The organism is Campylobacter sp. CNRCH_2014_2452, from assembly GCF_025772865.1.
GTDB classification, from domain to species: domain Bacteria; phylum Campylobacterota; class Campylobacteria; order Campylobacterales; family Campylobacteraceae; genus Campylobacter_D; species Campylobacter_D lari_D.
This window is the reverse complement of the sequence record NZ_JAKMSX010000006.1, coordinates 1-13,481: the sequence shown is the minus strand read 5'-3', so window position 1 is coordinate 13,481 and position 13,481 is coordinate 1. Positions and strand designations below refer to the sequence as shown.

Here is a 13,481-nt window from a genome sequence, read left to right as displayed (position 1 = left end):
AGTTATCCTTCAACCATAAATTTCACCTTTTTTATACTCATAAATACTTTGCATATCTTTATCGCCTCTTCCTGAAAGATTTACAACTATCACACTTTTTTTCTTTAAAGTCGGACAAAGTTTTTCTAAATAAGCTAATGCATGTGAGCTTTCAATAGCGGGTATAATACCTTCTTCTTTACATAATAATTTTAAAGCATTAATACACTCATCATCACTAATAGCATGATAACTTGCTCTTTTACTTTCTTGCAAATATGCGTGCAAAGGCCCTATGCCAGGGTAATCAAGCCCAGCAGAAATACTAAAAGTATGAGCAATGTTGCCTTTATCATCTTGTAAAACTTTAGTTTTCATACCATGGATAATACCTTCTTCGCCTTTAGTAAGTGTGGCTGCATGATAAGGTGTATCTTTGCCTAAACCTGCTGCTTCAACACCTATAAGCTTAACTTTTTCATCTTTTAAAAATGCATGAAAAATTCCAGCAGCATTGCTACCACCTCCAGCTGCTGCTATGATGTAATCTACTTTTTTATTTAATTTTCTAAGTTGCATTTTGCATTCTTTACCTATAATACTTTGAAAATGCGTAACAATTTGTGGATAAGGATAAGGCCCCACTGCACTTCCTACTACATAAAATACTTCTTTGGTATTTTTAACCCAAAACTTTAAAGCCTCATCTACCGCATCACTTAAAGTTTTACTTCCACTTTCTACCGCATGAACTTTTGCTCCTAAAAGCTCCATTTTATAGACATTTAAGGCTTGTCTTTTTACATCAATAGCTCCCATAAATATCTCACATTCAAGTCCCAAAAGTGCTGCTGCAGTAGCTGTTGCAAGTCCGTGTTGTCCTGCTCCGGTTTCTGCAATAATTTTTTTCTTATTCATTTTCTTTGCCATTAAGGCTTGAGCTATGGCATTGTTGATCTTATGAGCTCCTGTGTGAGTTAAGTCTTCTCTTTTTAAATAAATTTCATGATTATAAAGCTTGCTTAAATTTTTAGCATGGTATAAAGGTGTGGGTCTTCCCACATAATTAGCTAAGAGTTCTTTTAATTCTGTGTTAAAATCTTTATCTTTTTTGAGTTTTAAAAAAGCTTTTTCTACTTCATCTAATGCTATTTTTACTTCATTTGGCACAAATTGCCCACCAAATTTTCCATAATATTTTTTCATAGTATTTCCTTAAAATGATTAATAATTTAAAATCAAAAATGATCAACTAAAACTAAAAATGTAAAATAAAAAATGATTGAAAATGTAGTAGCAGGCTTAACGCCAAGAAAAAGAAGCTCTGTTAAATGAGTATTCTAAATTTAGTTTAGAAAATTTTTTCCTTTCCATAATTTTTCCTTTTAAAAAATTGCCAAATTGCTTTACATTCTAAGATAATTATTATTAAAAATTCTTTAAAATGATAGTTTAGAAAATAAATACTAAGAAAATTTATAATGTTTGATTTTTTATATAATGATATAAGCTATATAGGGCTTTTTGTAGTATGTTTTCTCTCTAGCACTCTTTTGCCTATGGCTAGCGAGGCTTTTGTGCTTGTTTTTGTGAAATTAGATTTTAATGCTTATATGGTTTTATTTATAGCAAGCTTGGGGAATACTTTGGGTAGTTTAAGTACCTATGCGTTAGCTTATTTTGGAGAGAGTCAAATTTTGGAAAAATATTTTAAAAACTCTTTATGTAAATTAGAAAAAATCAATGCAAACTTTAAAAAATTTGGCTCTTTGTATGCTTTTTTTACTTTTTTACCCATAGTGGGAGATCTTTTTGCACTAGGGCTTGGATTTGCTAAGTATTCTTTTTTAAAAGCAAGTATTTTTATAGCCTTGGGTAAATTAAGTCGTTATGCTTTTGTAATTTTCATAGCAAATTCCATTTAAAAGCCTTGATTTTAAAAGATTTAAAAGTCTAGCATTATCAACATCTTTTAAAACTTTTATGGTGTTTTTTAATTCATGATTTTTCATAGGCATTTTTGCATCTTTAAAACACCTTATCGTGCTTCCTCTAGCAAAAGTACTATCACAAATGACATCTACTAAATACTCATCAAAATTTGCTAAATTTGGATCAAGCATATAAGCAATAGTTAATGCATCGTGTATCCATGTGCCATTTGTGCCTCTTGTTTTGCTTGCATAATCAATCCAAACTCTTAAAGTCTGCACTAAAAAATCACAAAGTGGATTTTGATTTTCTAAAGTATTTAAATCTTCATGCGTGAGCATAGTTTGCATTGTTGCATTATAAGGAACAAGTGTGATTTTAGCTCTTGAGTTTAAAACTATACTAGCAGCTTCAGGATCAAAGCCAAAATTTGTATCTTTGATATGATAAGGCATATCAAAACTTCCACCCATGATAAAAATTTCTTTTACATTTTTATCAAAATCTTTAAAAAGTTTCATCGCTATGGCTATATTTGTTAAAGGCCCTATAGCGCAAATTGAAATTTCACCTGGGTTTTGCATAATAAGCTCACCCATTTTCATACAAGCATTTGGGTTTATGTTTTCTAGGATTTTTATAGGTTTTATATGATCCCAAAGATGAGTAAGCTTAAACTCTTCTACGCCTTTATCTAGTCTTTGTCTCCAAAAATGACTATCTTCACATAAAGCTTCATGAGCACCTAAATACAAAGGTATATCTAGATTAAGCTTATTTAATAAATCTTTAGCAACACTATAAGCGGTTAAAGCTTGCACATTACCACTTAAAGTGCTAATCATTTCAAGTTTGATTTCTTTGGAGGCTAAAATAAGTCCAAGGGCTAAACCATCATCAGTATTAGCCCCTGCTATTCCATTGCCTATATCAGTATCTAAAATAAGGCGTATCATATCGCATCTTCTATTAAATTTAAATCCCTGCCTCTAGTTTCTGGTGCAAAGAAAGTTGTGATAAAACCAATTCCTGCAGTGATAACAAAATACAAGGCTATTGGCCACCAAGTGTCATAATAAGCAAGCAAAGCTGAAGCTATCATAGGAGCGGTTCCTCCTGAAAGTATAGAGCCAAATTCTTTTGCTAGTGCCATTTTGGTATAGCGATTTTTTGCTCCAAAAAGCTCCACACCCCACGCAGCTTGTACGCCAAAAATTCCTAAAGATGCCAAAGACATACCTACGATGATAGTTAAAATTACAATAATTTCATTTTTACTATCAAGTAGCATAAAAGCAGGGAAAGCATAAAGCATTAAAAGCAAGCAAAAGGTTCTATAAGTAATACGCCTTCCAAATTTATCGCTTAAATATCCTGCTAAAGGTATAACCAAAAATCCCACCAAAGAAGCGATAACGACAGCAGTTGTGGCTACTGATTTATCAAGAAGTAAAATTTTAGTTACATAACCTACTATAAAGCCTTGTGCAAGATAAGATGGTCCATTTTCCCCTATTCTTATGCCCACCATAGTCCAAAATGCACGACTTTTCTGCCAAAAAGTTCTTTCATCTTTTTTCATATGTGCTTCATTTTCATGACGAATTTTTAGCATTAATTCTTTTTGTTTTTCAAAAACAGGAGTTTCTTTTACATTTAAACGCATATAAACAGCAAAAAGTGCTATAAAAATACTTCCTATAAAAGGAATTCTCCATCCCCATTCTTTAAAACTAGCATCATCCATACTTGTAACTAAAAGCCACACGAAAGCTGCAAGTAAGGTTCCGCTGTTTGATCCAAGTGCTATAACAGAAGAGATTAAACCTCTATGTTTGCTAGGAGCATATTCTCCAAGCATGACAGTCCCACCTGAAAGCTCAGCACCTGCTCCAAAGCCTTGCATAAAACGCAAGATAACCAAACATATAGGAGCCCAAATTCCAATTACTGCATAACTTGGTATAAAACCAATTAAAGTAGTTGAAATACCCATTAATGCAATGGTGCTCATTAATACATTTTTTCTTCCGTATTTATCTCCTAAATATCCAAAAAATAAAGCTCCAATAGGTCTAGCAATAAAACCTATACCATAAGTAACAAAACTAAGCAATAATGCTATAACAGGAGTTTGTTCAGGAAAGAAAACTTCTGAAAAAACAGTAGCTACAGCTAAGCCATAAAGTGCAAAATCTGCATATTCCATGGCAGTTCCTAGCCAGCATGAAAACACAGCCTTTTTAAATACCTTTTTTCCTTGTGGAGTTTGAAAATTTTCATCCGCGATTGATTTTGTTTGCAAGATTAAACCTTTGTTTTAAATTTAAAATATAATTGTAACTAAAATGCTTAAAATGGAAATTTAATACTTTTTACCGACTTTTAAATAATTTTGGGCGATAATTATTATTATTTTTTAATATAGGAAAAAAATGAAAACTTTAACAATAATTGATACTTTTGGCTTTTTCTTTAGACTTTTTTATGCTTTAAAGGGTTTGAAAAATTCAAAAGGTGAGCCTAGTAATATGATTAGTGGTTTTGCTAATTTTATTTATAGTTTGAAAAATGAACATCCTAGTGATATGATTATTTTTGCTCTTGATAGTAAAGGAAAAACTTTTAGAAGTGAAATTGATCCAAATTATAAAATCAACCGCACTCCACCTCCACCTGATTTATTAGCTCAAATTCCAATTTGCATTCAAATGATAGAAAAAATGGGTTTTTCAAGTTTTTCTTGCGAAGGATATGAGGCTGATGATATCATCGCATCTTTAGTTAAAGAGTGTGAAAGTAAGGATATTTTTATAAGAATTATCACTCAAGATAAAGATTTATATCAACTTATAAAAGATGATAAAGTTAGTATTTATAGTCCTATTTCAAAAAATGATTATAATGAAGCAGGGTGTTTGGAAAAATATGGGGTAAAACCTAGCCAAATAAGAGATTTTTTAGCTCTATGCGGAGATAGTTCAGATAATATCCCAGGGGTAAAAGGAATTGGTGCTAAGGGTGCTAAGAATTTACTTGATGAGTTTGAAAGTATTGAGGGAATTTATGAAAACTTAACACTAGTGCGTAATGAGAGAAGTCGTAATTTGTTGCTTGAAGGCAAAGAAAATGCCTTTTTAAGCAAAAAACTTGCTTCTTTGTATGAGGATTTAGATGTAAAAGATATGCTTTTAAATTGTGAGTATCCAAAAGATGAGCCTTTGCTTAAGATTATGGATATTTTAGAGCATTATGAATTAAATGCTTTGTTAAAAAAACTACGCACTAATCCTACTAATAAAGATAAAAATTTAGGATTTAATGCAAGATTAATTTTAGATGAGAAAGAATTATTTGAAATTTTAGAAAAAATTGATGATCAAAGTATTGTTGCTTTTGACACCGAAACTACGGGCTTAGATACTAAAGAAGCTAAGATAGTAGGGTTTAGTTTTTGTTTTCATGAAAGTGAAGCCTTTTATGTGCCACTTGCACATGATTATTTAGGAGTTTGTAAGCAAATTTCTATGCAAGTAGCTAAAAAGGGTATAGAAAAAATATATCAAAGCACGGTTATAGGCCATAATCTTAAATATGACTTTGAAATTATAAAAAATAATTTTAATTTACTTCCTCCAAAAAACTATGCTGATACTATGATACTTGCATGGCTTAAAGAGCCAAGTTTGCGTGTAAATATGGATGATTTGGCAAAAAGATTGTTTGCTTATGAGACTTTACATTTTGAAGACTTGGTAAAAAAAGGAGAAAACTTTACAGGAGTGGATGTAGAAAAAGCTTGTAAATATGCTGCTGAAGATGCTTATATTACTTTAAGATTTTATTTGTATTTTTTAAAAAATTTAGAAAAGCCTTTATTTGAACTTGCACAAAAAAGTGAGTTTGAATTTATCAAAGTGCTTATTATGATGGAAAATAATGGCATTAAACTCGACACTCAAAAGCTTGAAAACTTAATGCAAAGTTTTAATCAAGATATTAAAATACTAAGTGAAAAAATATATGATTTAGCGGGTGAAAAATTTAATATTAACTCTCCTAAACAAGTAGGGGATATTTTATTTGAAAAATTAAAACTACCAAGTGGTAAAAAAGGTAAGACAGGTTATTCTACTGATGAAAAGGTTTTAAATACTATTTTAGATGAACATTTGATTGTAAAAGAAATTTTAGCTTATAGAGAGCTTGCAAAATTAGTTTCTACTTATTGTGAACCTTTGTTAAAATTAGCTAAAAAAGATGAAAATTCAAGAATTTATTCAAGTTTTTTGCAAACAGGAACAGCTACTGGACGCCTTTCATCAAAAGATCCAAATTTGCAAAATATCCCTGCACATGGTCAATATGCTAAAGATTATAAATCTTGCTTTATTGCAAAAGAAGGATTTAGTTTTATCTCACTTGATTATTCACAAATTGAGCTTAGAATGCTAGCACATTTTAGTGAAGATGAGAAATTATTAGAAGCGTTTTCAAACGATGAGGATATTCATGCAAAAACTGCTATTATGATTTTTGGCCATAGTGATTATGAGACAAGAAGTATTGCTAAAAGTATAAATTTTGGTCTTATTTATGGTATGGGTTATAAGACTTTGAGTCAAAATTTAAAAATAGAAGCAAAGTTGGCTAAAGAATATATTGAAAAATATTTTGAGAATTTTACTAGTATTAAAACTTATTTTGAAAAGGTAAAAAATGAAGCTAAGCAAAATGGCTTTATAAGTACTTTGCTAGGTCGTAAGCGTTATTTTGATTTTGAAAATGCAAAGCCTATGCAAATTGCAATGCATGAAAGAGAGAGTATTAACTCTATACTTCAAGGTTCAGCTGCCGATATAATAAAATTGGCAATGATAGAAATAAGTAGAAATTTGGATGAAAATAAACGCTTAATTTTACAAATTCATGATGAGCTTATTTTTGAAGTAAAAGATGAACTTTGTGAGGATTTTGCAAAAAAAGCTAGTGATATTATGGAAAATATTGTAAAATTAAAAGTTAAATTAAAAACTTCATCAAGTATTGCCAAAAATTGGGGTATATTAAAATAAGGAGAATGTTTAATGGATCTTTCAACCATACTTGGGATGGTATTAGCTGTTGTTAGTATTTCTGTAGGGGATATTTTAGAGGGTGGTAACCCTTTGCATGTTTTACACTTAGCGTCTTTTATTATCGTGGTGCCTACAGCAGCTTTTTGCGCAATGACTTCTACACATAAAAAAATTGTTAAAGGTGCATATAAGGAATTAAAGGTAGTTTTTAAAGGTTCGGGGGTAAATTTAAGTCAAAGAATAGCTGAGCTTGTAGAATACTCTGTTATAGCAAGAAGAGATGGACTTTTGGCTTTAGAGTCAAAAACTAATGAAATTGACAATGAGTTCTTAAAAGAAGCTATGATGATGATGGTAGATGGTAAGAGCGTAGAAGAAATTAAAGAAAGTATGGAAATTCAAGTAGAAGAAATGGAAGAATATTATAAAGAATGTGCAGAATATTGGATACGCTTTGGTGAAACTTGTCCTACTATGGGGCTTGTTGGCGCTGTTTTTGGATTGATTTTGGCACTTAAACTACTTGATGATCCACAGGCTATGGCAGCGGGTATTTCAGGAGCTTTTACAGCAACTGTTACGGGAATTTTTGGTGCTTATGCTTTATTTGGGCCTTGGGGTAATAAAATGAAAGCTAATTCACATGATTTAATTAAGGAAAGAATAGTTATTTCTCACGCTATTGTAAGCATTGCAGAAGGAGCTAATCCAAGAGATTTGGAGGCAAAGTTATTTAACTATTTAAGTCATGATGAGCCTAGAATTTCTCAATTTGATAAATAAGAGTTAAAAATGGGAAAAAAACATAAATGTCCAGAATGTCCAGCAGGTGAAAAATGGGCAGTGCCTTATGCAGACTTTTTAAGTTTGCTTTTGGCACTTTTTATTGCTCTTTGGGCGATTTCTGAAAGTAATCCTGCAAAAACTGAAGCCTTGAAAACTGAATTTGTTAAAATTTTTGAATTCACTGCTTCTAGTCCTTTAGAAAAAGAAAGTGAAGTGCATAATAAATATAGCGCACCTTCAAATGCAAATGTAGAAGAGCTTGAAAAACTTAAGAAATTAAGTATTACTCAACAAGAAAATATAGAAAAATTAAAAGCAGCATTAGATCAAAGAGAAAATAATATAGTTTTAAATTTACCAGCTAGAGTTGAATTTGCTAGGGGTAGTATTCAGATTGATTCTGCTGATGTACAAGATTTTTTAAAGCGTATTAGTGAAGTGCTTAAGAAAATGCCAAAACAAGCTCAAATAGAACTTAGAGGTTATACTGATGCAAGCGATCGGGATCCTAAGAGAAATTTTGATTTAGCTAGTAAAAGATCTCAAGTTGTAGCTGATTATTTAATAGCTAAAGGAATCGATCCAACTCAACTTATAGTTGTAAGTTTTGGTGATAATTATCCTTTAAGTGCAAATAAAGAAGATGAAATAAATAATAGGGTAGAGTTTTATATTCGTGTAGATTCTTCAGACAATCAAGTTAGAAAGTCAGTATTAGATCAAATAGAAACTTTTAAATAACAAATAAGCTTTATAAACTTATTTGTTATTTTCTCCGCCAAAACGAAGCAATGCTGAACCCCAAGTAAATCCACCACCAAAAGCATCAAGCAATATTAGTGAGCCTTGTTTTAAACGACCTTGTTCATAAGCATCATTCATTGCCATAGGTATTGAGGCTGCTGAAGTATTGCCGTATTTTTGCACTGTAACCACGCATTGTTCATCTGCAAAATTTAATTTTTCTTGCACGGCTTTAATAATTCTTAAATTAGCCTGATGAGGTATAAAAAGATCAATTTCTTCACTTTTTATATTATTTTTTGCAAGAATATCAACAACATCATTACTTAGAGTATTTACTGCAATTTTAAATACTTCATTTCCTTTCATTTGCATAGAAAGAGGAGAGCAAATGCTACTTTTTTGAGATCTTTGAGTTATTAATAAATCTCCAAACTCCCCATCACTTGCTGTATGAGTATCTATAATCGGATAATTATCATCTAAAGATACAATTCCAGCACCAGCTCCATCGCCAAATAAAACACAAATACTTCTATCTGTATAGTCTATAATAGAGCTAATTTTTTCAGCTCCAATAATTAAAACATTTTTCTTTGTTTTGCTTTCAACCATAGATTTAGCAAGTTCTAAAAGATAAATAAACCCTGAACATGCTGCAGAAATGTCAAAAGCAGTGATGTTTTTTAATCCAAGATTATGAGCAATTTTACATGCAGTTGATGGCATAGTAAAGCAATCAGGACTTAAAGTAGCAACAATAATAGCATCTATGTCTTGAGGTTTTAAATTCGCTCTTTGTATAGCTTTGATAGCTGCTTTAGTACCAAGATCACTTGTGTTTTCATCATCATTTGCTATGCGTCTTTGTTCTATTCCTGTTCTTCTTAATATCCACTCATCACTAGTTTGCACCATAGATTCTAATTCTTTATTGCTAAGTATTTTTTCGGGAATGTAAGAAGCTATACTTTTTAATGAAGCTTTAGTTGATTTCATAATTGGCAAGTTCTTTTTCTATAGTTTGATTTATATTTGATTGTGTAAAATTTAATGCTTGAAAAATAGCATTTTTAATAGCTTTTGGACCGCTTTTACCATGACTTATAATGACACATTCTTTCACACCTAGAAGTGGAGCCCCTCCATATTCTTCATAATCAATGTGGGTTTTTAATTCATTAAAAGCAGGTTTTGCTAAAAGATAGCCAAGTTTTGATAAAAAAGATTTTTGAATTTCTTGTTTTAAAAGTTTTGTAATAACACTTGCTACGCCTTCGCCGGTTTTAAGTAAGATATTTCCATTAAAACCATCGCATACTAATACATCTATCGTGCCATTAAATATATCTCTTCCTTCAGCATTTCCGACAAAATTTGGAAGTTGCTTTAAAAGTTGATGGGTTTCTTTAGTAAGCTCATTTCCTTTGCATTCTTCTTCACCATTTGAAAGCAAAGCAACTCTAGGCTTAGCAATTTTTAAAATTTCTTTAGCATAGGCTTCACCCATAATGGCAAATTGAAACAAATGTTCACTTTTGCAATCAACATTTGCACCAACATCTAGCACTAATGTTCTTGAATGGATATTTGGCATTAAAGTGGCTATTGCAGGTCTAGCGATATTGGCTAATCTTCCAAGTCTTAAAGTAGCCAAACTCATAGTAGCTCCACTATGTCCAGCTGACACAACAGCTTTTGCTTTTTGATTTCTTACTAAATCTATGGCTTTGTAGATTGTACTATCTTTTCGTTTTAATGCATCTGTAGAATTTTCTTCCATAGCAAATACATCAAAAGCCTCTTCATATTCTATATATGAGTTTAATTCTTGAGGGATTAAGGTTTTAAGCTTTTGAGGATCTCCTACTAAGATGGCTTTAAATTTTCGCTCTTTTAGAGCTTGAATTACACCTTCTATAATAGGCTTTTCCCCAAAATCACCACCCATTGCATCAATAGCAATGCTCGTCATTGTTCTTAATATTCCTTAGTTACAGGATTTACACGATGAGGCATTTTGTAGCTACCATCTTTATCCTTAATAGGCATAGGTAGGGTAACTTTGTAATGAGTTCTGCGTTTTGCTGCGCGAGTTTTGCTCACTCTTCTCTTAGGTACTGCCATTTTTTACTCCTTTATTAATTTAAACATTTATTACAATAAAAATAATCACTTAAGTAAGATTGTAATTCACTTGTAGCAAGCTCTATTAAGTCAATATGAGAGTCAAAAAACTCCATAGTATCACTTAAAGTATTATTTTCATCTTTAAAAATTCCATCGCTTGCAAAAAGCTCTATATTTTGATCGATTTCAAGTTCCATTTCATCACCACATCGATCGCAATTTCTATAAGTAAATCCTTTAAAATTAGCTGTTATTTTAGCTAATTTTGGATTAACTTTTGTAATAGTTCCTTCAAAAACTATATTATCAAGATCTAGTTTAAAAGGATAAGCTACAGAGCTAAGTTTTGCAAAGGCAATTTTCATTATAAAATTTCAGTTTTTGAAAAGAAAAATTCTATTTCAATTTTTGCATTTTCCAAGCTATCGCTTCCATGAACCGCGTTTGCATCAATACTATCTGCAAAATCTGCTCTGATAGTACCAGGAGCCGCTTCTTTTGGATTTGTAGCACCCATTAATTCTCTGTTTTTTAACACAGCATTTTCGCCTTCTAAAACAGAAACCACAACCGGACCACTGATCATAAATTCAACTAAGTCTTTAAAAAATGGTCTATCTTTGTGTACAGCATAAAATTCTTGTGCTTCTTTTTCTGAAAGCTGTATTTTTTTTGTAGCCGCTATTCTTAGACCATTGCTTTCAAAGCGTGTTAAAATTTGACCAATAACGCCTTTTTTTACTGCATCAGGTTTAATAATAGAAAGTGTTTTTTCCAAAATCGTCCCCTTAATTTAGATAAGTTTTATATTTATAAAAGAGCTAATTATATCAAAAAATGCTTTAAAATTATATAAAAATTGTAATTTTGAGTTATAAAATGAAGAAGCTACAAGCATCTTAAATACTAGAAAGATGCTTGTATTGGGTATTAATTAAGCAAATACCGGAGTTGAGCCATCTCTTAAATCGCTTCCGATATTATCACGACTTGGTTGACCACTAACTACATCGCTCCATACAATACAGCCATCGGTTGGACATGCACTTGCACATGCTGGCTGATCATTATGTCCTACACATTCAACACATTTATCAGCGTAAACATAATATCTATCTTCGCCCTCAGGGTTATTTGCATCATCTACGATTGCACTTACTGGGCATTCATCTATACAAGAACCACATGCTATACAAATATCAGTAATTTTAACTGCCATTTTTTACTCCTTAAATATTAAAAGTTTAATATAAGATTATCAAAATTGTCTTAATTTTATTCTTAAAATCTTTTAATTTTGATAATAAAATTAATTTACATACAAATTTACACAATTAATAAATTTTTAAATTTACAAATGATATTATTTTGTTACAAATAAAATTTATTAATTAGGAGATAAACGATGATAGTAACTAAAAAAGCTATTGATTTTACAGCACCTGCTGTATTAGGTAATAATGAAATAGTTGGAGATTTTAATCTTTATAAAAATATAGGACCAAAAGGTGCAGTAGTATTTTTCTATCCAAAAGATTTTACTTTTGTTTGCCCTTCTGAAATTATTGCTTTTGATAAAAGATATCAAGATTTTAAAGATAGAGGTATTGAAGTAATTGGTGTATCTTGCGATAACGAATTCTCTCACTTTGCTTGGAAAAATATGCCTGTAAATCAAGGTGGTATAGGTCAAGTTAAATTTCCTTTAGTAGCTGACTTAACAAAACAAATTGCTAGAAATTTTGATGTTTTATTTGAAGAAGCAGTTGCTTTAAGAGGTTCTTTCTTGCTTGATGCTGATGGAACAATCCGCCATGCAGTTATAAATGACTTACCACTTGGAAGAAACATTGATGAAATGATTAGAATGGTTGATACTATGCTATTTACTAATGAACATGGTGAAGTTTGCCCAGCTGGTTGGAATAAAGGCGATGAAGGTATGAAGGCTGACCCTAAAGGTGTTGCTGATTATCTAAGTAAAAACGAAAATAAATTATAATTTTTTAAGCTGAAAGTTTTTCTTTCAGCTTAGTATAAATTGTGTTATAAAGTTACAATACTCTCAAAATATACTGATTAATATACATTTTTGATAAATGCTTTTAAAATATTATAACTAGGACATCATTGTAATAAATAATTTACTTTTTATTTTATATATTTATTATTTTGTTGTTATTTTATTGTATTAATAGCATGATAATCGTTGTATAAAAATTTACTACAAAATTTTAAGGAGCTGTTATGGTTTTTTCATTTTCTAAGAGCTTATCTTCAAAGCTTATATGGATAATGTGTGTAGGTGTAGTTTCTATTGTAATACTGATTAACTTAGTCAGTTATTTTAATTCAAAAAATAGTACTTTTGATTTACTAACAGAAATGCAAATAAACAATATGATGGATACAAATGCTCTGTATGATTTTTATGGAACAACTAAAAGATTAGCTATAGAATCTTTAGCAGAACAATTTTCTAGTAATTTAAATATGCCTTCAGAACAAATTATGCAAAATCTCAAACTAGCCGCAAAAACTTCTGGTTTTGAGCTAGTTTATGTTGGTTTTGAAGATAGTGGCAAAAATTATCAATCAGATGGTCAAGTACTTGATTTATCAAAGGGTTATGATACTAAAAATAGAGGTTGGTATAAAGAAGCTAAAGCAGCTAGAAAATTTATAACAACTGATCCATATAAATCTGTAACAACAGGAGAAATAGGAATTACTTATGCCATTCCTGTTTATGCTAATGGAAAACTCTTAGCGGTAGTTGGAGGTGACTATAATTTACATACTTTTTCTAAAGATGTTTTAGCTATAGGGCAT

15 protein-coding genes are annotated in these 13,481 nt (G+C 30.8%); 6 read left to right on the top strand and 9 right to left on the bottom strand.

Translation table 11 applies throughout. The features are described from left to right. Nucleotides 1-9 precede the first annotated feature (9 nt). Nucleotides 10-1,185: a tryptophan synthase subunit beta gene (gene trpB, locus L8X38_RS05130; RefSeq protein ID WP_263661469.1), complete on the bottom strand. Its 1,176-nt coding sequence runs from the start codon at nt 1,183-1,185 to the stop codon at nt 10-12. Between the two features lie 275 nt (nt 1,186-1,460). Between trpB and L8X38_RS05125 the strand changes: the two genes are divergently transcribed. Continuing rightward, entirely contained in the window at nt 1,461-1,904 is a 444-nt protein-coding gene (locus tag L8X38_RS05125) for a YqaA family protein (RefSeq protein ID WP_263661468.1), read from the top strand. Here the strand turns inward: L8X38_RS05125 and L8X38_RS05120 are convergent. Continuing rightward, entirely contained in the window at nt 1,860-2,864 is a 1,005-nt protein-coding gene (locus L8X38_RS05120) for a nucleoside hydrolase (protein WP_263660492.1), read from the bottom strand. The genes L8X38_RS05125 and L8X38_RS05120 overlap by 45 nt on opposite strands. Beyond that, entirely contained in the window at nt 2,864-4,219 is a 1,356-nt protein-coding gene (locus L8X38_RS05115) for an MFS transporter (protein WP_263661527.1), read from the bottom strand. The genes L8X38_RS05120 and L8X38_RS05115 overlap by 1 nt, the downstream gene beginning before the upstream one ends. Nucleotides 4,220-4,346: 127 nt before the next feature. On the opposite strand from L8X38_RS05115, the gene polA reads away from it, so the two are divergent. Genes polA through motB form a run of 3 tightly spaced genes read left to right on the top strand, consistent with a single transcriptional unit; the run spans nt 4,347 to nt 8,516 of the window. Further along, the gene (gene polA / locus L8X38_RS05110; protein WP_263661467.1) at nt 4,347-6,986 is read left to right on the top strand and encodes a DNA polymerase I; all 2,640 of its coding nucleotides are present in this window, start codon (nt 4,347-4,349) and stop codon (nt 6,984-6,986) included. Nucleotides 6,987-6,998: 12 nt separating this feature from the next. Next, nucleotides 6,999-7,772 (top strand): flagellar motor stator protein MotA, encoded by a 774-nt coding sequence (gene motA, locus L8X38_RS05105; protein WP_133319563.1) that lies wholly within the window; start codon nt 6,999-7,001, stop codon nt 7,770-7,772. A 9-nt stretch (nt 7,773-7,781) separates the two neighbouring features. After that, nucleotides 7,782-8,516: a flagellar motor protein MotB gene (gene motB / locus L8X38_RS05100; RefSeq protein ID WP_220566602.1), complete on the top strand. Its 735-nt coding sequence runs from the start codon at nt 7,782-7,784 to the stop codon at nt 8,514-8,516. Between the two features lie 18 nt (nt 8,517-8,534). Here motB and L8X38_RS05095 read toward each other — a convergent pair whose 3' ends face one another. From L8X38_RS05095 to L8X38_RS05070, 6 genes are all read right to left on the bottom strand, one after another. Beyond that, nucleotides 8,535-9,518, bottom strand: a complete 984-nt coding sequence (locus tag L8X38_RS05095; RefSeq protein ID WP_263661466.1) for a beta-ketoacyl-ACP synthase III — start codon at nt 9,516-9,518, stop codon at nt 8,535-8,537. After that, the gene (gene plsX, locus L8X38_RS05090) at nt 9,505-10,494 is read right to left on the bottom strand and encodes a phosphate acyltransferase PlsX (protein ID WP_220566604.1); all 990 of its coding nucleotides are present in this window, start codon (nt 10,492-10,494) and stop codon (nt 9,505-9,507) included. The genes L8X38_RS05095 and plsX overlap by 14 nt, the downstream gene beginning before the upstream one ends. Before the next feature lie 5 nt (nt 10,495-10,499). Continuing rightward, nucleotides 10,500-10,646: a 50S ribosomal protein L32 gene (rpmF, locus tag L8X38_RS05085; protein ID WP_012662034.1), complete on the bottom strand. Its 147-nt coding sequence runs from the start codon at nt 10,644-10,646 to the stop codon at nt 10,500-10,502. 14 nt (nt 10,647-10,660) lie between these two features. Then, nucleotides 10,661-11,014, bottom strand: a complete 354-nt coding sequence (locus tag L8X38_RS05080) for a hypothetical protein (RefSeq protein ID WP_087699608.1) — start codon at nt 11,012-11,014, stop codon at nt 10,661-10,663. Then, nucleotides 11,014-11,427 (bottom strand): nucleoside-diphosphate kinase, encoded by a 414-nt coding sequence (gene ndk, locus L8X38_RS05075; protein WP_039642239.1) that lies wholly within the window; start codon nt 11,425-11,427, stop codon nt 11,014-11,016. The genes L8X38_RS05080 and ndk overlap by 1 nt, the downstream gene beginning before the upstream one ends. Before the next feature lie 156 nt (nt 11,428-11,583). Next, nucleotides 11,584-11,868 carry a ferredoxin, 4Fe-4S gene (locus L8X38_RS05070; protein ID WP_039619165.1) on the bottom strand — a complete coding sequence of 95 codons (285 nt, stop codon included), beginning with the start codon at nt 11,866-11,868 and terminating at the stop codon, nt 11,584-11,586. Between the two features lie 186 nt (nt 11,869-12,054). Between L8X38_RS05070 and L8X38_RS05065 the strand changes: the two genes are divergently transcribed. Both L8X38_RS05065 and L8X38_RS05060 read left to right on the top strand, forming a co-directional pair. Then, a complete protein-coding gene (locus L8X38_RS05065) occupies nt 12,055-12,651 on the top strand; it encodes a peroxiredoxin (RefSeq protein ID WP_133319569.1) in 597 nt (198 codons plus the stop codon). Nucleotides 12,652-12,896: 245 nt separating this feature from the next. Beyond that, nucleotides 12,897-13,481 (top strand): cache domain-containing protein (locus L8X38_RS05060; protein WP_263661465.1); only part of this gene is annotated, 585 nt, incomplete at its 3' end.